Origin of the sequence: Pseudomonas sp. H26/SER47-MNA-CIBAN-0231 (assembly GCF_040310465.1) — a bacterium.
GTDB classification, from domain to species: Bacteria; Pseudomonadota; Gammaproteobacteria; order Pseudomonadales; family Pseudomonadaceae; genus Aquipseudomonas; species Aquipseudomonas atacamensis.
In genome coordinates this window covers 208,910-229,825 of record NZ_JBEOPW010000003.1, presented here as the reverse complement: position 1 = coordinate 229,825, position 20,916 = coordinate 208,910, and the positions used below count along the sequence as shown (strand labels likewise).

At 60.2% G+C, this 20,916-nt stretch carries 16 protein-coding genes; 8 read left to right on the top strand and 8 right to left on the bottom strand.

Translation table 11 applies throughout. The features are described from left to right. Window positions 1–26 precede the first annotated feature (26 nt). A complete protein-coding gene (gene hexR / locus AAEZ10_RS06380; RefSeq protein WP_007962240.1) occupies window positions 27–893 on the top strand; it encodes a transcriptional regulator HexR in 867 nt (288 codons plus the stop codon). A 233-nt stretch (window positions 894–1,126) separates the two neighbouring features. Beyond that, window positions 1,127–1,330 (top strand): PA3496 family putative envelope integrity protein, encoded by a 204-nt coding sequence (locus AAEZ10_RS06375; protein ID WP_083386923.1) that lies wholly within the window; start codon window positions 1,127–1,129, stop codon window positions 1,328–1,330. Here the strand turns inward: AAEZ10_RS06375 and AAEZ10_RS06370 are convergent. Beyond that, window positions 1,272–2,234 (bottom strand): LysR family transcriptional regulator, encoded by a 963-nt coding sequence (locus AAEZ10_RS06370; protein WP_071171371.1) that lies wholly within the window; start codon window positions 2,232–2,234, stop codon window positions 1,272–1,274. The two genes, AAEZ10_RS06375 and AAEZ10_RS06370, sit on opposite strands and share 59 nt — an antisense overlap. 190 nt (window positions 2,235–2,424) lie before the next feature. On the opposite strand from AAEZ10_RS06370, the gene AAEZ10_RS06365 reads away from it, so the two are divergent. Both AAEZ10_RS06365 and oadA read left to right on the top strand, forming a co-directional pair. Next, a complete protein-coding gene (locus AAEZ10_RS06365; RefSeq protein ID WP_024014853.1) occupies window positions 2,425–3,840 on the top strand; it encodes an acetyl-CoA carboxylase biotin carboxylase subunit in 1,416 nt (471 codons plus the stop codon). Window positions 3,841–3,851: 11 nt separating this feature from the next. Next, entirely contained in the window at window positions 3,852–5,660 is a 1,809-nt protein-coding gene (oadA, locus tag AAEZ10_RS06360) for a sodium-extruding oxaloacetate decarboxylase subunit alpha (RefSeq protein ID WP_122705493.1), read from the top strand. Window positions 5,661–5,870: 210 nt separating this feature from the next. Here the strand turns inward: oadA and AAEZ10_RS06355 are convergent, their stop codons facing one another. Further along, entirely contained in the window at window positions 5,871–8,078 is a 2,208-nt protein-coding gene (locus tag AAEZ10_RS06355) for an autotransporter outer membrane beta-barrel domain-containing protein (protein ID WP_350568459.1), read from the bottom strand. A gap of 370 nt (window positions 8,079–8,448) precedes the next feature. Between AAEZ10_RS06355 and AAEZ10_RS06350 the strand changes: the two genes are divergently transcribed. After that, window positions 8,449–9,798 (top strand): HipA domain-containing protein, encoded by a 1,350-nt coding sequence (locus AAEZ10_RS06350; RefSeq protein WP_350568457.1) that lies wholly within the window; start codon window positions 8,449–8,451, stop codon window positions 9,796–9,798. Continuing rightward, window positions 9,795–10,073, top strand: coding sequence for a helix-turn-helix domain-containing protein (locus tag AAEZ10_RS06345; RefSeq protein WP_071171374.1), 279 nt, complete (start codon window positions 9,795–9,797; stop codon window positions 10,071–10,073). The genes AAEZ10_RS06350 and AAEZ10_RS06345 overlap by 4 nt, the downstream gene beginning before the upstream one ends. Window positions 10,074–10,080: 7 nt before the next feature. Here the strand turns inward: AAEZ10_RS06345 and AAEZ10_RS06340 are convergent, their stop codons facing one another. Both AAEZ10_RS06340 and AAEZ10_RS06335 read right to left on the bottom strand, forming a co-directional pair. After that, window positions 10,081–10,917, bottom strand: a complete 837-nt coding sequence (locus AAEZ10_RS06340; RefSeq protein WP_071171375.1) for an amino acid ABC transporter permease — start codon at window positions 10,915–10,917, stop codon at window positions 10,081–10,083. Further along, a complete protein-coding gene (locus AAEZ10_RS06335; protein WP_110644543.1) occupies window positions 10,914–11,732 on the bottom strand; it encodes an ABC transporter substrate-binding protein in 819 nt (272 codons plus the stop codon). The genes AAEZ10_RS06340 and AAEZ10_RS06335 overlap by 4 nt, the downstream gene beginning before the upstream one ends. A 113-nt stretch (window positions 11,733–11,845) precedes the next feature. On the opposite strand from AAEZ10_RS06335, the gene AAEZ10_RS06330 reads away from it, so the two are divergent. Continuing rightward, window positions 11,846–12,748, top strand: coding sequence for a homocysteine S-methyltransferase family protein (locus AAEZ10_RS06330; protein ID WP_073470869.1), 903 nt, complete (start codon window positions 11,846–11,848; stop codon window positions 12,746–12,748). A gap of 120 nt (window positions 12,749–12,868) precedes the next feature. Here AAEZ10_RS06330 and AAEZ10_RS06325 read toward each other — a convergent pair whose 3' ends face one another. From AAEZ10_RS06325 to AAEZ10_RS06315, 3 genes are read right to left on the bottom strand one after another with little or no spacing between them, the layout of a single operon-like run. Beyond that, window positions 12,869–13,540: a GNAT family N-acetyltransferase gene (locus AAEZ10_RS06325; protein ID WP_207807591.1), complete on the bottom strand. Its 672-nt coding sequence runs from the start codon at window positions 13,538–13,540 to the stop codon at window positions 12,869–12,871. A 12-nt stretch (window positions 13,541–13,552) separates the two neighbouring features. Further along, the gene (locus AAEZ10_RS06320; protein ID WP_243241266.1) at window positions 13,553–13,999 is read right to left on the bottom strand and encodes a GNAT family N-acetyltransferase; all 447 of its coding nucleotides are present in this window, start codon (window positions 13,997–13,999) and stop codon (window positions 13,553–13,555) included. Between the two features lie 10 nt (window positions 14,000–14,009). Beyond that, the gene (locus AAEZ10_RS06315) at window positions 14,010–14,633 is read right to left on the bottom strand and encodes an FMN-binding negative transcriptional regulator (protein ID WP_073471070.1); all 624 of its coding nucleotides are present in this window, start codon (window positions 14,631–14,633) and stop codon (window positions 14,010–14,012) included. 93 nt (window positions 14,634–14,726) lie between these two features. On the opposite strand from AAEZ10_RS06315, the gene pdxR reads away from it, so the two are divergent. After that, window positions 14,727–16,277, top strand: a complete 1,551-nt coding sequence (gene pdxR, locus AAEZ10_RS06310) for a MocR-like pyridoxine biosynthesis transcription factor PdxR (protein WP_350568453.1) — start codon at window positions 14,727–14,729, stop codon at window positions 16,275–16,277. Here the strand turns inward: pdxR and AAEZ10_RS06305 are convergent. Then, window positions 16,234–20,838, bottom strand: a complete 4,605-nt coding sequence (locus AAEZ10_RS06305; protein WP_350568451.1) for a dermonecrotic toxin domain-containing protein — start codon at window positions 20,836–20,838, stop codon at window positions 16,234–16,236. The genes pdxR and AAEZ10_RS06305 overlap by 44 nt on opposite strands. Window positions 20,839–20,916: the final 78 nt, after the last annotated feature.

Below are 20,916 nucleotides of genomic sequence, written 5' to 3'. Positions count from 1 at the left end.
CTTGCCCACAAGAAGAGTCCAGCCCCTTGAATCTGCTGCAACACATCGCCCAGTCACGTCACCTGTTACGCAAGTCGGAGCTCAAGGTCGCCGACCACGTGCTGCTTGACCCTGCGGCAGTGATGCACAGTTCCATGGCCGACCTGGCTCACAGCGTCGGCATCAGCGAGCCGACCATCGTGCGTTTCTGCCGCGCGATCGGTTGTTCCGGCTTTCAGGATCTCAAACTGAAACTGGCGCAAAGCCTGGCCGCCGGCGCCAGCTTCGGCCAGTTCGCGATCCACGAAGACGACTCCGTCGCCGACTACAGCCTGAAGATTTTTGACACCACGCTGCACACCTTGATGGAAGTGCGCGAGAAGCTCGATCCGGTGGAGCTGCAGCGCGCGGTGACGCTGATGTCCCAGGCGCAGCGTGTCGAGTTCTACGGCTTCGGTGCTTCCGGTGCGGTGGCCGCGGATGCACAGCACAAGTTCTTCCGTTTGTTGCTGACCGCAGCGGCGTATTCCGATCCGCACATGCAGGCGATGTCGGCTGTGACGCTGAAGCCTACCGATGTGGCGATCTGTATTTCCCAGTCGGGGCGCTCCAAGGATTTGCTGATCACCGCTAACCTCGTTCGCGAAAGCGGGGCGTCGTTGATCACCCTGTGTCCGAGCCAGACGCCGTTGGCCGAACTGTCGACCGTCAATCTGGCGATCGATGTGCACGAAGACACCGAGATCTATACGCCGCTGACCTCGCGAATCGCCCACCTGGTGGTGATCGACGTGCTGGCGATGGGCGTGGCCATGGCGCGCGGGCCGAGCCTGGTCAATCACCTCAAGAGCGTCAAGCGCAGTCTGCGCAGTTTGCGTTTGTCTCCAAAAGCCGTGAAAGCGCTGGATGACTGAGCAAGGTCGTTCCGACCTTGTTCGCGAGCAGGCTCGCTCCCACAGGGGATCTCCTGAGAACATAAATTCTGGGTCATAACGGGATCAGATGTGGGAGCGAGCCTGCTCGCGAAAGCGCCCTCCAAAAAATCACATTCCTGCGCACATTTCATCACATTGTCATCCCCGCGCAGCCAAATCGTCATCCCCCACGCCTATCGTGAAACTCCCGTACTCGCATTGGGAGAATCGAAATGGCTCAGCCCTACGAAGAACGCAACAGCGCCGCGAAAACCCGTCGTCAGCAGGAAGACCAGCGCCGCATGGAATTTCGCCGCGCAATCGAAGATCGCTTCGAACTTCGCCAGCTTCAGGCCGAGATCGGCGATTTTCCCGAAATCACGCACTGGCAGGCGACCCCCGCAGCTTCCCGTCGAAGCGCTCAACCAACGCAATAATCTGCGCCCGCTCGCTGCGGATAAACGCCAGGAAGGCGTGCGCCACCGGTGACAGCCGCTTGGCTTTGGCCTGCACCAGACACCAGCTGCGCAGCAGCGGCAACTCTTCGACCGGCAGCTCGACCAGGCCGCCGGTCGCCAGCTCCAGGTTCAGGGCGTGGCGCGTCAGCAACGCCAGGCCCAGACCCGCCACCACGCATTCGCGCTGGGCTTCGGCCGAGGCTACCTCCTGGGTCTGGGTGAAGTGCACGCGCTTTTCCTTGAAATATTCTTCGCAGGCCAGACGTGTGCCCGAGCCCGGCTCGCGGATCAGCAGCGTATACGGTTCCAGATCCTGCAAGCGCAGCGGGCCCATGTGCGCCAGCGGATGATCCGGGCGCGCGACGGCGACAATCGGATTGTTGAGGAACGGCAGGAATTCCAGGCCCATGTCCTGCGGCACCATCGACATGATCACCAGATCATCGCGGTTGTCCGAGAGGCGGCGAATGACCTGGCCACGGTTGACCACAGTCAGCTGCAAATTGACTTCCGGATGCTGGCGCTTGAACGCGGCGAACAGATGCGGCACGAAATATTTGGCGCTCGATTCCACTGCCAGTTTCAGCTGACCCTGCAGCGAACCCTGCATGTCCGACAGTTGCATATCGAGGTTTTCCAGCCGCCCGAAAATGTCGCGACTGGCACGTTGGAGCGCTTCCGCCGCCTCGGTCATGTAGAGTTTTTTGCCGACATAGTCGAACAGCGGCTGGCCAATCAGCTCTTCCAGCTGACGAATCTGTAGGCTCACGGCCGGTTGTGTGAGGGACATTTCCTCGGCGGCGCGGCTGTAGGAGCGTAAATCACACACCTCATTAAAGATCTGCAACTGACGCAATGTCATACGCATCAATGACTTACGCATTTTATTCAGGCTCTCACGGCACACGGTTGTTCCGACTATAAGTGTTTACTTATGCCTGACCCAATTTTTATTCATTTTTGTTAATCCCTCAGCAGCGCTAGTGTGGACCTGCGACTGAATTGAAACATTTGGTCACGCGTCGACCTGGCTCCAGCAGGTCGTGGTGCCACCGGCTCAAGGGAACCTCCAAGTGATAAAAAAGATCCTGATCGCCAACCGTGGTGAGATTGCCGTACGCATCGTACGAGCCTGCGCCGAAATGGGCATTCGCTCGGTTGCGATTTTCTCCGATGCCGATCGCCATGCCTTGCATGTAAAGCGTGCGGACGAGGCCCACAGCGTCGGTGCCGAGCCACTGGCCGGTTACCTCAACCCGCGCAAGCTGGTGAACCTCGCCGTGGAAACCGGCTGCGATGCGCTGCACCCCGGCTACGGTTTCCTGTCGGAAAACGCCGAGCTGGCGGAAATCTGCGCTGAGCGCGGCATCAAATTCATCGGCCCGTCGGCGGAAGTCATCCGGCGCATGGGCGACAAGACCGAAGCGCGGCGCAGCATGATCAAGGCCGGCGTACCGGTGACGCCCGGCACCGAGGGCAACGTCTCCGGCATCGAAGAAGCCTTGGTTGAGGGCGACCGCATCGGTTACCCGGTAATGCTCAAGGCCACCTCCGGTGGTGGCGGTCGCGGTATCCGTCGCTGCAACAGCCGCGAAGAACTCGAACAGAACTTCCCTCGTGTCATCTCCGAAGCCACCAAGGCGTTCGGTTCGGCGGAAGTGTTCCTGGAAAAATGCATCGTCAATCCCAAGCACATCGAAGCGCAGATCCTTGGCGACAGCTTCGGCAACGTCGTGCATCTGTTCGAGCGTGACTGCTCGATCCAGCGCCGCAACCAGAAGCTGATCGAAATCGCGCCGAGTCCGCAACTGACCCCGGAACAGCGCGCCTACATCGGCGACCTGTCGGTGCGTGCGGCCAAGGCTGTGGGCTACGAGAACGCCGGCACCGTGGAGTTCCTGCTCGCCGAGGGCGAGGTGTACTTCATGGAAATGAACACGCGGGTGCAGGTGGAACACACCATCACCGAAGAAATCACCGGCATCGACATCGTCCGCGAACAGATTCGCATCGCTTCCGGCCTGCCACTGTCGGTAAAGCAGGAAGACATCCAGCACCGTGGCTTTGCGTTGCAGTTCCGTATCAACGCCGAAGACCCGAAGAACAACTTCCTTCCAAGCTTCGGCAAGATCACCCGTTACTACGCCCCCGGCGGCCCGGGCGTGCGCACCGACACGGCGATTTACACCGGTTATACCATTCCACCGTTCTACGACTCGATGTGCCTGAAACTGGTGGTTTGGGCACTGACCTGGGAAGAGGCGATGGACCGTGGCTTGCGTGCCCTTGATGACATGCGTCTGCAGGGCGTGAAGACCACCGCCGCCTACTACCAGGAAATCCTGCGCAACCCGGAGTTCCGTAGCGGCCAGTTCAACACCAGCTTCGTTGAAAGCCACCCGGAACTGACCAACTACTCGATCAAGCGCAAACCCGAAGAGCTGGCCCTGGCCATCGCCGCCGCCATCGCCGCCCACGCAGGCCTGTGAGGAATACAAGAATGAGCAAGAAAATCTTCGTAACAGACACCATCCTGCGCGACGCTCACCAATCGCTGCTCGCCACCCGCATGCGCACCGAAGACATGCTGCCGATCTGCGACAAGCTCGACAAGGTCGGCTACTGGTCGCTGGAATGCTGGGGCGGCGCGACGTTCGACGCCTGTGTGCGCTTTCTCAAGGAAGACCCGTGGGAGCGCCTGCGCCAACTGCGTGCGGCGTTGCCCAACACCCGTCTGCAAATGCTCCTGCGCGGGCAGAATCTGCTCGGCTATCGCCATTACAGCGACGACGTGGTCAAAGCCTTCGTCGCCAAAGCAGCGGTGAACGGCATCGACGTGTTCCGCATTTTCGATGCGATGAACGATGTGCGTAACCTGCGCGTGGCCATCGAAGCGGTGAAGGCTGCCGGCAAACACGCACAGGGCACCATCGCCTATACCACCAGTCCGGTGCACACCATCGATGCTTTCGTCACCCAGGCCAAGCAAATGGAGTCCATGGGTTGCGACTCGGTGGCGATCAAGGACATGGCCGGTCTGCTGACCCCGTATGCCACCGGTGAACTGGTGCGCGCGTTGAAAGCCGAGCAGTCGCTGCCGGTGTTCATCCACTCCCACGACACCGCTGGCCTAGCCGCCATGTGCCAGCTCAAGGCGATCGAAAACGGTGCCGACCACATCGACACCGCGATCTCCAGCTTCGCCTCGGGCACCAGCCACCCGGGCACCGAATCAATGGTCGCCGCGCTCAAGGGCACCGAGTACGACACCGGCCTGAATCTGGAACTGCTCCAGGAAATCGGCCTGTACTTCTATGCCGTGCGCAAGAAGTACCACCAGTTCGAAAGCGAATTCACCGCCGTCGACACCCGTGTGCAGGTCAACCAGGTGCCGGGCGGGATGATCTCCAACCTCGCCAACCAGTTGAAAGAGCAGGGCGCTCTGAACCGCATGGGCGAAGTGCTCGCAGAAATCCCGCGCGTACGTGAAGACCTCGGCTTCCCGCCGCTGGTGACCCCGACCTCGCAAATCGTCGGCACCCAGGCGTTCTTCAACGTACTGGCCGGCGAGCGCTACAAGACCATCACCAACGAAGTGAAGCTGTATCTGCAGGGCGGCTACGGCAAGGCACCGGGCGTCGTGAATGAAAAGCTGCGGCGTCAGGCGATCGGCAGCGAAGACGTCATCGACGTGCGCCCGGCCGATCTGCTCAAGCCGGAAATGACCAAGCTGCGTGCCGATATCGGTGCACTGGCCAAGTCCGAAGAAGACGTACTGACCTTCGCCATGTTCCCGGACATCGGCCGCAAATTCCTCGAAGAACGCGCCGCCGGCACCCTCACGCCGGAAGTGCTGTTGCCAATCCCGGAAGCGGGCGCGGTTGCCTCGGCGGGCGGCGAAGGCGTGCCGACCGAGTTCGTCATCGACGTCCACGGCGAAACCTATCGCGTCGATATCACCGGTGTCGGCGTCAAGGCCGAGGGCAAGCGCCACTTCTATCTGTCCATCGACGGCATGCCGGAAGAAGTGGTGTTCGAACCGCTCAACGAATTCGTTGGCGGCGGCAGCAGCAAACGCAAACAGGCCTCGGCACCAGGCCATGTCAGCACCACCATGCCCGGCAACATCGTCGATGTGCTGGTCAAGGAGGGCGACAGCGTCAAGGCTGGCCAGGCGGTACTGATCACCGAAGCGATGAAGATGGAAACCGAAGTCCAGGCCGCCATTGCCGGCAAGGTTGCCGCGATTCATGTGGCCAAGGGCGACCGGGTCAACCCGGGCGAAATCCTCATCGAGATCGAAGGCTGAGATAACAGTCGCGATCCAACGCTTTAAACCTCGGGGGAGCATGTGCTCCCCTTTTTTTTGCCTGTGATTTTCGACCTTGTCAGGTCATTGCCAAGGATCACATGTGGGAGCGAGCCTGCTCGCGAATGCTCCAGGTCAGCCAATAGCATCTTTGTATGATCCAGCGCTTTCGCGAGCAGGCTCGCTCCCACAGGAGGCGTGCTTAATGCATCAGAACGCCATGCGCCATTGACCCGCCACGCCATACGTTCGGCTGTCATTACCCAGCTCACCCGTTAAGCCCACGCCCAGTGTGTGCGCCGCCGATAGACCAAGGTCGAGCCCCGCATCCACCGCGAGGCTGTTCCGATCCAGTGTCGCCCCGGTCACTTCAAAGCGCTTGCCGCCCTTGCGCAGTTGCTGGCGGGTGTCGCTGTCGATCGCGCCGAAGGTATGTTTCCAGCCTGCGCTCAAGCGCGGGGTCAAATGCATGCCGTTATCCAGCGTATTGATCTGCGCAAGCCGCAGGCCAAAGGTGCTGCTGAAGTTGTCGCGGGTCTGGCCGTAGACTTTCAGTGCCGCGTCGCCGCCCTTTTCGTTGTAGCTGTCGCGTTGATAACGCTGATAGCCGAGGCTGGCGTAGGGCTCGAGGGTGACGCTATCCCGGCCCAGATTGAACCCGGCTTCGGCGAATGCCTGTTGAGTATTGGCGTCGTAATTGCCCTTGAGACGATCGCTGAAACCCTTGAACGCTACCCGCCGTGTGCTGCTGCCGTCATGGCTGGCGTAGGTCGCACCTAGGCGCAAAGACAGCGGGCCATCCTGACGCATGGCGTAGGCGCCGAGGTGCCAGCTGTCGAGGTCGCCGTCGTACTGGCGGGCATCGAGTTTGGTCTGCGATTTGCCGCCAAGCAGGCCGACATGCCAGTGCTCATCGAGTCGCCAGTCAGCGCCCACGACCAGCCCTTGCGTGGCATGTTGGAGGATACCGTCAGCGTCGCGATCAACCTTGCCGCCGTGGCCCAGCGCCTGAATCCACACCTGCCCGGAATCTTCGTTGCCTGCGGCCTGACGCGGTGAACTGCGCGAGCCGAAGGTCGAGGCGGAATGATTGTCCAGCTGCCGCATTGCCGAAAGCATGCTCGTACTGACCGGCGTGATACTGCTCAGCGTGGCTTTGGCGAGGTTGGCATTGCTGCCTGCGGCAAGTTGATCGAGGGCGATGGGCGCGGTGGTTTTATCGCTGGTCAGCAGTGCGGCTACTGCCGCGTTAGCAGGTTTTGTAAGTTGAGGCACGGGCTGGGCGGCGGCTTCGCTGGTTTGCGCAGTCAAGATTTCGTTTGGTATCGATGAGGTCGCTGGCGCGGAGTCTTCAATCAGGGCTGCAACCGAGGTCAGGACTGGCACTGGCACTGCGATGACCGCTGCCGTAGGAGTTGAAGCGGGCATTGGCGAAGTGGGTGTTGAGGTCGGTGCAGTAGTAGCAATTAATGCTTCCTGCCCGGTAATACTGCCTGCAAGTGCAGCTGCGTTTTCCGTAGGCGCGAGGCTTTCAAGTGCTACATCATTGCGAGCGTAAGTCAGCCCAACCGATTTCTTGTTGTATTGAGCCGTGGCCGTCATATACGCCAGATCGTTCTCGATCCGGCCAAACTCGCCTTTCACCTCACGGGCTTCGATGATTTTGTATTGGCTGCTCTGCGGATATTCACCCGCCGCGACGACTTTCAGGGTGGCGCCGTCAAGCTGAGCTGTGCCATCGACCTTGATCGTCTGACCACCAGCGGGAGTGACCTCGTAAGCCAATTCGGCACCAGGCGCCAAGTGCAAATTACCCTTCACTCGAGGTGCGCCAAGCGCTGCATTGACGGTGAGCAGCCCACCCACCTCAAGATTTCCCACCGTGCCTTTACCGGCGAAACTGCCGCCATTCTGGACATACACATCACCCTTGATGCTGCCAAGGTTGGTCAGTGCCCCACCGCTGTTGACCAGAACGCCTTCATGAAAATCACCCTTTGAGCTCAGCGTCCAGTTGCCTTGGGCGACGAATAACCCATTGAAGTTGCGCGTGTCGTTCAACGCGCCGCCATCCGCAGCATTCAGAAACAACACGTTATCGCCCTTGCCGCCATCCAGCCGGCCAGTGAAGCTTGCGCCGTCTGTGAGGGTAATCAAGTCGTTGACGTCAGTCCCTTTGAACACGGTTTCCGGTGTCGTGAAGGTGATCGGTACCGTGCTCGCGTCAGTGAGAAAACCCTGGAGCCGTTCCATCGCCTGTTGCTTGGGGTTGGCTTCGGGCTGCTCCGTCGTTTCCATGTTTGGGGGCTGCTCGATTGCTTCAGTGGACTGCTCGGCGTTAGCCAGCGCTACGCCACCCAGCGCCAGTGAAATAGCCAGAGCCAGGTGTTTTGGTGCGAATAGGTGTTGAGTGGGCATCAGGTTCGATTTCCGTATCGAGAAAATCCAACTCTATTGCTGCCTGAAAAAAACCGATGTCGGCCGCTTCCCGCATCCACGCAGGCGACATCGGATCGTTGTGTAGAAAATCCTCACTGGTTTTCACAAATCAGAGATTTTGCGCAGTGGTGGCTGTTCTTTTTCCTACGGCTTTCTACCGTTGAAGAACCTTAACCAGCGGCACGTCAGACGCTTAACTGCATTAATTTGCGTTCAGACGGCCACATGGGAATGCAAATCTGCATTTTGTTGCAGATATTCCGGCGCGTGAAACTGCTTGGATGCACTATATTGCATGCATGAATAGTTTTTTCTCGTTGAGCTGCATTTAAATGCATACGGAATCAACATGTACAACCTGACAATCCAGATCTTCACCGCCGGGCAATGGCACGACGCGATGATTCTTGACTTCGATGATCCGGAAAAAGGCTTCGAAAGCCGCTGCAGTTTTGGCTATGAAGCGGACTATCTGGTGGAAAACATCGAGTTGATCGGGTCGGCTTTTTCCCAAGCGGTGAGTGCCCTGTATCCGCTGGATTGGGAAGGTCGGCGCGCGAAGACGCCGGCCTTTGTCCACGACATCGCACCGGCAGGCGCAGCCAAGCGGTTTCTGCTCGCCCGCCTGGGTCAGGAAAGACCCGCCGAGATCAGCGCCGATCTGTTTCTGCTGGGTCGCAGTACACCGGCTCCCATTGGCAACATGCGAATAAAGGAATCGGCGGAAGCAGTCGATGAGAGGAAGCCGATCGGATTCAAGCGCGAGGAGGTCATTAGCCGCGACAACCGCTTTCTTGAATATGTCTACGAGCTGGGCGCGGCCATCGGTGGCGCGACGGGGGCAGGTGGGGAAGCTCCGAAGCTATTACTGGCAGAGAACAGCGCCGGGCTTCTGTATCCCGATGCGGTACTGGACGATGAAGAAGTGCGACAGCACTGGTTTGTGAAATTCGCCAGAAACAGGGGCGGGCAGACCGACCAGGACATCCTGCGCAGCGAATTCCATTACTACAAAGCGCTGCAAACATTGGGCATCGAAACGGTCGCGGCAGAAGGCCTGGCCTTGGAAGAGGCGAACAAACCGAGTTTGTGGATGCGGCGTTTTGATCGACAAGTGAAAGATGGGGCGGTGTCGCGCTTTGCCGTCGAATCGATTTATTCGCTGGCAGAAGTGACGACGCCAGGCAGCGCCATGAATCATCTGGAAGTGATCCGCATGCTCGCCGGGCTCTGGCGCAAAGCGGGTCAGGCCAGCCAGATTGCCGGCCTCGTCGCCGATTATCTGCGTCGCGACCTGATCAATAAAATCCTCGGAAACTCAGATAACCACGGTCGTAACACGGCGATCATCCGGCAAGAGAACGCTTTCCAGCTCGCGCCGATTTATGACCTCGCCCCGATGGTCATGGATGACGAAGGCGTGACTCGTACGACCAAATGGCCAAGAGAGTTGGAGCGGGCGGGCGATGTCGATTGGCGAGGTGTCTGCCGCGTATTGGCCGATAGCGCAGATCCGCACGATTCGTTGGCGGGGCTGGATGCCTCGGCGCTGTTCGAAGGCCTGCGCGCGGATGCCCGCCGTCTGACCGCACTGCCGGATATTCTTGCGGCCAGCGGTTTGCCCGCCAGAACCATGAATCACCCGAGCGTTCATCTGAAAAACCTCGAGCAACGTTTGAAAGAGTGGGACCTGCAATGAGTCTGACCGTCCTCGAGCGCACGGCGCTCATCGAAAGCATTCAGCAATCACTGGCCGAAGGCACTCTGGAAATCGGTGACGCCGTGCGCCGTTTACGGGTCGAAGTCACCGGTCTGCATCAGTCCCAGTTCGCGAAGATGTGCAAGATTTCTGTGCGCACGCTGGTGCATATCGAACATGGCGAAGGCAATCAGACCCTGAAGTCGCTGAACGCGGTGTTCCGCCCGTTCGGCATGAAAATGGGCGTAGTGCGGATTCGCCGGGACACCATTTGAATGCACCTCAACTACGGCGCACATACGCCTTGCCGTAATGCCGCTCCATCCGTGCCTGAATCAGCTCCAGCCCGATCGACAGCAGCCAGTAGATGATCGCCGCCGTGGTGAGCATTTCGATGTAGCGATAGCTTGAGCGCCCGTAGGACTGGGCGAGAAACATCACTTCCCAGACGCCCATTACCGAGATCAGCGACGAGTCCTTGAGCATCGAGATGAACTGGTTGGTGGTCGGCGGGATAATCGTGCGCATGGCCTGGGGCAGGGTGATGCGCCAGAAGATCACGCTTTCGCGCAGGCCAAGCGCCAGGGATGCTTCGCGTTGGCCGTGATCGACGCCGAGGATGCCGGCGCGGAAGATTTCGCTCAGGTAGGCGCCGTAATTCAGCGACAGGGCAATGATGCCGGCGACGATGGCGCCGGGGACGATGCCCAGTTGCGGCAAGCCGAGGTAGATCAGCAGGATCTGGATCAGCAGTGGCGTGCCGCGAAAGAACGAGGTGTAGAAACTGGCGATGCCAAATGCGACGGCGCTGTTCGACAGGCGCGCCAGCGCGGTGATGAAACCGAGCAGCGACGAGGCGATGATCGAGCATGCGCAGAGAAACAGCGTCAGCGCTGCGCCTTGCAGGAAGCCGTTCGGCGCCAGCTTCAGGCCAACGAGGTTGGGCAGCTTGTCGAGGATGATCGCGAACTTCAGGTCGAAGCTGAGGAAGAATCCGGCAAACAGGCAGAACAGCGCCGCCCACGTCAGGTACAGGCGCGTTCGGAAACCAAAGAGCTTTTGCAGGCGTGTTTCAGCCACCGGTTGCGGTGGCTGGGGCGGGGTCGGAAAGGAAGTCATTGGCTGATATCGGCGCCGATCCATTTCTGCGACAGCTTGCTCAGGGTGCCGTCCTGTTTCAGTTGTGCGAACACCTCGCGCACCTTGGCGTCCCACTGCGGGTCACCCTTTTCGATGGCCACCGAGTTGGGTTCCGAGTAGAGCGGTTCGCCGGCCAGTTTGAAGCGCTGGTCCTGGTTCAGGCGCGGCTGCGCGGTGACCAGATTGGTGAGGATCGCATCCAGGCGCACGCCGGCGCCCAGGCCCAGATCCTGGAAGGCGACGTTGTCGGTGTCGTACGGAGCGATCTGCACATCCTCGAACGGATACTGCAACTGCGTATCCTCGGCGCCTTCGATGACCAGGTTCTTGTTCAGATAACTTTCGTAGCTGGAGGCGCTGGTGAGGCCGACCTTTTTGCCGCTCAGGTCCTTGGCGCTGTGGATGCGCTCGTCCTTGGCATTGACCACGATTACCGCTGGCGAGGCGTAGTACTCGACCGGGAAGTCGAACACTTCTGCGCGGGCCTTGCTCGGGGTCATCGAGCAGATGCAGATGTCGTAGCGCCCGCTCCAGCGGCCGGCGGCGATCACGTCCCACGACGGCGTTTCCAGACGCAGTTTGACGCCAAGCTTGTCCGCCACCGCTTTGGCAACGTCGACATCGAAACCGTCGAGTTGATTCTGCTCATTGAGAAACGAGAAGGGCGGATAGCTTTCCATGAGCACGCCGACCAGCTCTTTTTTCTGTTCGACACGATCCAGCGTCGCGCCGCCGAAGGCTTGGGTGGAGGCCAGAATGGTCAGGCCCAGGGCCAATAGCGGTTGGAGTTTCACAGTCGCTTCCTGTTGAAAAAAGAGGTTGTTATTAACTGAGTGGTGCGTATTAAATAGTTATAAGAACGACTCTGATAGTGAGTTATTTTCATAAGCATATGAGTGAAAAGCATATGGGCGCAGCGAACAGGGTCATTCTCGACGGCGGCATGGGACGCGAGTTGCAACGCGCCGGCGCGCCGTTTCGCCAACCGGAGTGGTCGGCACTGGCGCTGAGTGAAGCGCCGCAGGCGGTCGAGGCGGTGCATGCCGCGTACATCAACAGCGGCGCCGACGTGATCACCAGCAACAGTTACGCGGTGGTGCCATTTCACATTGGCGAAGCGCGATTTGCGGCTGAAGGCCAGGCGCTTGCGGCACTGGCGGGGGAGTTGGCACGGCGGGCGGTGCAGGCATCCGGCAAGTCAGTGCGTGTTGCCGGTTCGTTGCCGCCGCTGTTTGGTTCGTATCGTCCGGATCTGTTCGAAGCGGATCGCGTGACCGAGCTGCTGACGCCGCTGGTCAATGGGTTGGCCCCGCATGTTGATCTGTGGCTGGCGGAAACCCAGAGTTCGATTATTGAGGCGCGGGCCATTCACGCCGGGTTGCCGAAGGACGGCAAACCGTTCTGGCTGTCGTTCACCCTCAAGGATGAAGACACCGATGAAGTGCCGCGCCTGCGCTCCGGTGAGCCGGTAGCCGAAGCGGCTGCGCTGGCGGCTGAACTTGGCGTCGAAACCCTGCTGTTCAACTGCAGTCAGCCGGAAGTGATTGGCGCGGCCATCGACGCGGCGCGCGCAACCTTTGAGCGTCTCGGCGTCACGATCAACATCGGCGCGTATGCCAACGCGTTTCCTCCGCAACCGAAAGAAGCCACGGCCAACGACGGGCTCGACCCGTTGCGTGACGATCTCGATCCGCCTGGGTATCTGCACTGGGCGCTGGACTGGCAACAGCGCGGCGCCAGTCATCTGGGTGGTTGCTGCGGGATCGGCCCGGAGCACATTGCGGTGCTGGCGCAAGAACTGCGTCGTTAAGAAAAGCCCCGCCAATTGTGGGAGCGAGCCTGCTCGCGAAAGCGGTCAGTCAGTCAATATTTCAGTGACTGACACAGCGCCTTCGCGAGCAGGCTCGCTCCCACAGGGGCTTTGTGACGATCAGCTACGGCACTCGGCCAAGCCTTTCACCTGGCCATCAGGCGTCTGGTTTTCATCGCTCAGCCAGCGCTCGAATCCCGCACCGATCGCCGGCCATTCCGCATCCAGAATCGAATACCACGCGGTGTCGCGGTTCTGCCCCTTGACCACCATGTGCTGGCGAAACACCCCTTCGAAACTGAAGCCCAGACGCTCGGCTGCGTATTTGGAGCGGGCGTTGCCGTTGTTGCACTTCCATTCCAGGCGCCGGTAACCCAGCTCGAACGAATACTTGGCCAGCAGGTACACCGCCTCGGTGCTTTTCGGCGAGCGCTGCATTGGCGCACCGAAAGTGACGTGGCCGATTTCGATGCGGCCCTGCGCCGGAACGATCGACATCAGGCTGAGGATGCCTTGGACCTGACCAGTCGCACGGTCGATGACGCTGAAGAAGTACGGGTCGCTGTTGGCCGCATGATTGTTCAGCCAGTCGTTGAACGCGCTGCGCTCGCGAAACGGCCCGTAAGGCAAGTAATCCCAAAGCTTCGGATCGGCACCCGGCCCTTCGAGGGCGGCGTAAAGCTCATCGCCATGACGCGCCGGGTCGAGTTTTTCCAGGCGTATGAAACGGCCTTCGAGCAGGGTGGCGGAGGGGGCGGGGACGCCTTTCCAGTCAGCGAGTGAAGCGGTCATGTGCGCGTCTCCTTAAAGGGCTTTACGAAACTGGATGAATCCCGGACGTTCGGCAATGCGCTCGTAGAGCTGGATCGCCGTTGCATTGGTTTCGTGGGTCAGCCAGTGGACTTTGCAGCAACCATCAGCCTTGGCGGTAGCGTAGACATGCTCGATCAACAGCCGACCGACACCGGTGCCACGGGCTTCCGGCACCACCAGCAGATCCTGCAGATAGCAGGAATTCTCGATGCTCCAGTTCGAGCGATGATAGATGTAATGCACCATGCCCAGCGCTTTGCCTTCAGCCCAGGCGAGGGCGGCGTGGGTCGGTTCATTCGGGTCGAGAAAACGCTGCCAAGTGCTTTGGGTGACAGCGTCCGGCAGTTCCGTGTTGTAGAAGCGCAGGTACGCCTGCCATAGCGGCAGCCAAGCGGCGTGGTCCTTGGCGCTGACCGGGCGAATGTCGATCTGAGTCATGCGGATTTCCTTAGCGCATCAGGCTGGCGAGGGTTTGATCGTTGGCGTCGGGGCTGGCGGCAAGGCCTTCGCGCACCCCGGCAATATCTTCGGCGCTGCGGTTCTGGCTGAGCTTGCGTTTGCCTTCGAGGCGGTCGATGGGAATGGCGAAGCCGACGATGGCTTTGAGCATGGTGTCGATGTAGTCGGCCGGCGCATCGTCCACCGACCACGGCTGGGCACGGCCTGCCTCGTGACGGTCGGTGAGGGTGCTGACGATGTCGAGCAAGCGGCCGCCATCGCTGAAGGTCTCGGCCTGACCGTAGGCGTGCACGGCGATGTAGTTCCAGGTCGGCACGACCTTGCCGTGCTCGGCCTTGCTCGGATACAAGCTTGGGCTGACGTAGGCATCTGGTCCGGCAAAGATCAGCATGGCCTCGGCGCCGTCACGCAGGTCTTTCCACTGCGGATTGGCCTTGGCCAGATGGCCGTAGAGCGTGCCGTATTCGCCCTGTTCGCGATGCAGCAGCACCGGCACGTGGCTGGCTTGCAGGCCGCTTTCGCCGTGGCTGACCAGAATGGCCAGGCGCGTGGCGAGGATCAGTTCGTGCAGTTGGGACAAGTCTTCGATGGCAAAGGCGCGTGGCGTGTACATGGACAGATTTTCCTTGGCGAATGCCTGCATCCTAGGCAGGCTATTGGTCCGTTGTAAGAGCCATTGCTGAGCCATTTCATAGGTCCATTCGCCATGCCTGATCTGCCACCCTTGTCGATGCCTTTCAATCCGGCCGGTATCGAGCTTGATCGCCGTCAGGGCCTGAGCCGCCAGCTCTATCAGGCTCTGCGCCTGCGGGTGCTGGATGGACGTCTGGCCAGTGGCACGCGATTGCCGGCCAGCCGAGATCTGGCCTCGGCGCTGGGCATTTCCCGCAACAGCGTGGTGCGCGCTTACGATCAGTTGTATGCCGAGGGCTTTATCGAAGGACGCGTTGGCGACGGTACTTACGTGGCGCAATTGGCTCAGGCATCCACGCCTGAGAAAAAACTATCCACAAATTCATCCACAGGCTTGTCAACAGCCTTACCCACAGCCTTATCCACAAATTGGCTGGATTCACCTGTGAATCCATCCAGCAAAGTTATCCACAGCGACGGATTTTCCCGCATTGAAAAGCATCATTTGCCGCGACCACCGAGCGGTCCGCCGCGCGCTTTTCGGGTGGGAGTGCCGGCCTTCGATCTGTTTCCGTTCGAGGTCTGGGCCAAGCTCAACGCGGCTTTCTGGCGTAAACCGGATCTACAGCAGCTGTGTTACGGCGACCCGGCCGGTGACGCGCGGCTGCGCGGCATGATTGCTGCCTATTTGCGCAGCTCGCGGGGCATGCAGTGCACGGCTGAGCAAATTGTGATCACCAGTGGCGCGCAGCAGGGCATCAGCCTTTGTGCACAGCTGCTGGTCGAGCCAAGGGACGGTGTGGCGATCGAGAATCCGGGCTATCGCGCCGCCGGACATGCCTTCGCTGTAGCGGGGGCGAAATTGCATGGGGTGGCGGTAGACAGCGACGGCATTGATTGCAGCGCCATGGCTCAGCTCAGCGATTGTCGGGTGGCTTACGTGACGCCGTCTCATCAGTACCCGACCGGCGTGGTGATGAGCCTGGCCCGGCGTCTGGAGCTGCTCGCCTGGGCCGAGCGTGTCGGCGGCTGGATCGTCGAGGATGATTACGACGGCGAGTACCGCTACACCGGCGCACCGCTGGCGCCGTTAGCGGCACTTGATCGTCAGGGGCGTGTGCTCTACGTCGGCACGTTTGGCAAGGTCGCTTTTCCGGCGTTGCGCCTGGGCTATCTGGTGCTGCCGCCCGCGCTGGTCGAGGCGTTCGCGCAACGCCGCGCCGTCGATGTGCGGCACTCGGAGGTCAGCACGCAAGCGGTGATGGCCGAATTCATGGCCGCCGGGCATTTCCAGCGGCATATCCGCCGCATGCGCCGGGCTGCGCTGAGCCGACGCAACTGCCTGCTCGAAGGCTGGCCGACGGTCGCCGGCGTCGGTCAACTGCCCGCCGTGCCGGCCGGGCTGCACTTGACCGTCGCCGTGGACAACATCGAGCGCGAGCAGCAGTTGATCGCTCAGGCCGCTGAGGTCGATGTCGAAATCAACGGCCTGAGCAGCTACTGGCTCCCCGATTCGACTACGCCCATGGATAAGCGCGCCGGCCTGGTGTTGGGGTTCGCTGCTGTACCAGAGCCAGCAATCAAAGCGGCGCTGTCGCGTCTGCGGCAGGCTTGGCGAGAGTGAAGAACAGCGTTTCGGCGCTGCGACTGGAAATTTCGCTGCGATGGATTTCGATCAGCCTCTGATTATCCACATCGGTTATTTCAGAGGTGCCTCCCAAGCGGTGTTGGGCAACTGTCTTCATGTGTCCACGCAAAAATGCGCCATCGGGCGCGTCGGCGCTGCTGTAATGGAAATGCGCATAGCAGAGGACCTTGTCGGTATGCGCATCACGAATCTGATACTCGTCGAGGAAGTCATTCTTATGGCGCCTCAGGCGCCGTCGGGTCAGGGTTTTCGAAATGTTCACTTCGCCCTTGTCCTTGAGCCACTCGACCCCGGCGGCTGTTGGTAGTTGTTGCTTGACCAGACGGATTCGCGTGCTGGTGCCCTTTTCCTCCAGCGTCGTAGCCGCAGCGTCGAGCTTGTGGTTGAGCGTTTCGGACGGTTCATGCAGAGCAGCGGTGAGGTTACTCGCCGTCAACGCTTCATCGATGGCGGCACCGGCCTTGCGCAACAGGGCGGCGTGGTTGTGGTATTCCTCTTCGACTTCCACCGGAATGCGCGAGCCGCGTTTGAGGCGCGCCTCGATGCGCCGATGGAACGCCGCCAGCCCGTCGATCAAGGCCTGCCCTGCGCTGATGCTGTTGTTGAGGTTGGGCCGGGCTTTTGGCGACGGTGTCGGCCGTGCATTCTGTTCGACCCAGATACCTGGCGACTCCTCCTTGAATGTCGCGATGACTCTCGTCAGTGCTGTACTGACTTCGACCAGATCGGTGTCTTTGCCGTCGAGGCTTTTTTTCCGTTCGCCGACCAGGATGCCCTTGTTGCGCGTCTTGATGATCTGCCGATTCGAAGATGACGTGGAAGGTCTCGACGGACCGGCTTGCGGCACCAGTAAATGCCGGTAGCGCAACAGATCGGCGAGTCGATTGTCGGCGTTTTCCTTGAATGCGGCCACGCGCGCCTGCAACTGCTTGAGTCGCTCCGTGTGTATGTGTTCGGAATATTCACTCGCCAGGTCATCGAATCGCTTGTCCACGGAAGCAAACTGTTCGCTCACCTGGCTCAGGGCGTCGATGCGTATGCGCAGATCACTGAGGCTTTCATCGGCGCTAAGGTCCCGTGAACTCTGAACGTTCAGCGCAGCATCTTCGAACAGACCGGCCAGCGCTTGTTGTGCCTCGACATGAGCGGTGGAATCGCCGGGCTTGATGCAGGTGTACTGGCCGAGACTGATCTGCAGAGTCTTCAGGTCATCCAGCGGGTAGGGCGCCAGGCTGATGTTGTATTTCTGCTTTATATCAAGGCCATCCGGTCCCAGCCTGGTGAGCTCCTCCATGCAGGCTTCAGCCGACTCCATTTTCTCGATAATGGTTTGAGTGACATCGTTCAACTGTTCGAACGCAGAGGTGGCGGCCTGCGATTCGCTGCGCAGTTCGTCGTCGAGTATCGCCTGCACCGCCAGTACCCGCTGCTGGTAATCCGAAGCGTTATTACTCAGCCACTCCTGTCCCAGAAACAACTGCATGTCCAACCGCTCCGGCATTACCGTGCGGTAGTTGGGAATCGACTGCTTGCAGTTGAGCTGCTTGATCAGCTTGATGTTTGCGGCATATTCGTTGTGCTGTGAATCGAGCGTGGCAAGGTACTGCGCAAGCGCTTGCTCGCGTGCCTGCGCAGGGGCATCGTGCAGGCTGTTGCGGTCTGCATCGAGACGGCTCCCTTTGCTCTCCATCGTCAAATCGAACGCAGTAATCTGCTCGGCCAATACGGCCACCTCCTTGTTTCTAATGCCTTGCGCGGCTTGGCGACCTTCCTCCAGTCCGCCGCCGCGCAAACGCAAGCGCAGATCGATTACCCACTGGCCATTGGCGGTATAGGCCAGCCTGGGTCCGGCAGGTCGGGTGGGCTGACGCGTATCGACGATGTGCACATCGCCATGCGCGTTGCGCGCGACTTCGAACCAGCGTTCACCGACGCGGGCGTACCATTTGTCTGCGTGGGCGTAGAGGCCTCGCTGCGCACCCTCTCTGGTGGCAGCGCCAAGCCCTTTGGGCTTGGCGAGCTTGAACGTATCCAACAGCTTGGCGAGGGCCAACGGGGATCGTTTCAACGCCGTGATGCTGTCGATCGATGTGCCATGGGCTTCGGTCAATTGCGGGCCGGTGATGTCCGGCTGGCGCAGCGCTTTGACGATTCTGGCGGCAGGTTTGCTCGTCGCTGTGTCCTCTTCGAACGTTGTGGCCACGGGCGTCGATGGCGCATCACCGATTGCCGCACGATGGGCGAGCACCATGCCCAGCGCCAGGAGGATATCGGCGATGGCCGTCCAGGCGACTTTCGCCGATTGCTCGTTGGCGCCGTCGGTGATTTCCTGCAGATCATCCATGATCTGCCAGATCCACGCCGCTGTACCTACGCTGCGGCCCAGAAACGGCAGTGCGGCATTGAGCATCACCCAGCCACCCTGTTTCAGCGAGGCCCAGCGTGCTTCTGCATCGGAGACCGATTGCCGGTCGGCTTGAGTGACAAGCGCCTTGACGTTGCGTTCGTGCAGGGTGGCGAGGACATCGCTGGCGATCACCTGAGTGCCCAGCGCGACCGCGCCTGACATGTCCAGTGCTGTGGTCGGGTTGATCATCAGTTGCGGGATCGTCCACACCGACGGCAGCCTGGCGGTGAAGACGAACTGGCTGTAATTGAAGCGCACATCGTCCGGCAACCAGGCCAGTACCGAGTCGCGCAGATGTCGCGAATGCTGGATCGCAAAAAGCAGATTGGCCGGCCCCGGATATTGCAGCAGAGCTTTGTCGAACAGCGGTCGATACAGCACGCACGGCCCTTTGTCGGCATCGCGCGGGCCTATGACATACATGTTGTCGACAGTGTCTGCGGTGGAGCGGCTGCGATGGGCCACGAACGCCAATGGGCGAATGACGATTTCCTCACCATCGACGTAGCGTTCTGCGTCAGTCGTGGCCAATGCGGCAACCACGTATCGATAACCCGATTCGTCAATGCCGGCTCTGCCCTGGATCTTGTGCTGCAACGCCAGCAATGGCAGCTCGACGCGTAGCTGACTGGTATAGAGCCTTTCCAACCGTGACGCTTGCACTGAGTCGTCTATGAGTACGGCCTTGAGATGCGCCGGGTAGGTCTTGCCGATGTCGACCGTGCTGACCAGCTTCTCCAGAAAAGTCGCGCTCATCCACTCGGGTACGGGGCTGCCATCCTTGTACCGCACAGTCTTGTTGCCCAAGGGCAGGCCTGCGAGGTTTTGCAGGGCAAGCTCGGTCAGCGTCCATGTCTGGGTCTGAGTATTTCCCGGCAACACAAACGTGCCCCAGACCACGAGACTGGTGATGGTGATTTCGATGTTGTCGATGTCCAGGTCTTTGGCGTCGGGCTGCTCCTTGAGAATCTGTTTGATCAGCGCTGCCCGAGTGAACGCCTGCAGGCTGGTGATTTCGTTCTGAAAGGATTTGCCGTTGTTCTCGTGCTGCAGCGTCGTCAGGTCCAGCAGGTGCCGGCTGTAACGTGTCTGATCGATGGGCAAGGCGTCGTTCAGCCAGTCCGGAAGCATCGGCTGTAAACGCTCGAAGTGCGCTTCGAGGCGCGGTGTCGGTTGTGCCGGTTTGCCGGCCGTGCCGGTATGCGGATAGACGCGTTTATCAGGGGAGTCCTGAAAAAAACTGATTTTGCCCAAGGCATCCGCTTCCAGGGAAATCAGGGTGCAGGCCTGCTGGTCGAAGAAATTGCCCTGGGGTTCGACCAGCCGCCACTTGAGATCTTCGCCAGAGGCGTTTGCGCCATATATCCGCAGCAGAGCCTCGCCGAGTTCCTCCAGTGAATCGAAACGCTGAAAGCCCTGAGTAATCGCGTGGGTGAGAATCAACGTACGGTCTGCGATGCTGCCGACCAACACTGCGGCGTCGAGCAGGGTCAAGTGGCTTTGCGTGTCGGCGTTCCCCCGATCGAGATCAATCAGATATGCCTTTGCCGAGTACGGGGCGGGGGCCAGGCGTTGTTGCGGGTCGGGCTGTTTGAAAATCGCCTGGGCCATGGCGATTTCATCGGCATCCCAGCCGACGCTGGCATCGACGTTCCACAGGTTGCGCAGTGCCTCGGACAATTGCTGCCAGCGCGGTTGCCCGGGATAGGTGAATTCGTCCCAGTAGTCGACGTGCTGCTCCTTGTAGGCGATGAACAGCAGCGGTGCGAGTTCGTTGAGCAACAGGCCGATCGCATCGATCTTCACCGGCAGATGCGCAGGGGCGGGCACGCCGGGTTGCAGGGTCAGGTAATGCTCGCCATCGAGGTACGTCACCGTGGTGCCGGACAGGCCGAGCCGCACCAGGGCGTTGGTCAGCGATCCAGCCTGATACCCGTCGGGTACCACTCGACCCTCCACAATGGCCCAGGCGGGTTGCACGACCATCGCCAGACGCGGGTCTATGTCGAGATTCGGATACAACGTCTTGAGGGCTTCGCGCAGCGTTTTTGATGCGACTTCTTGCAGCGAGGGGCCGGTAACCAGCTGAGTCACGATATCGACGGCACTGGCTTTGGGAATGGCGGTCATGTTGGTTTCCTGCTCTGTCGGGACGCCGCGAGGGCGGCGGAGCAGGGCAAGTTAAAAGGCGCGACAGCGACCCGTGCG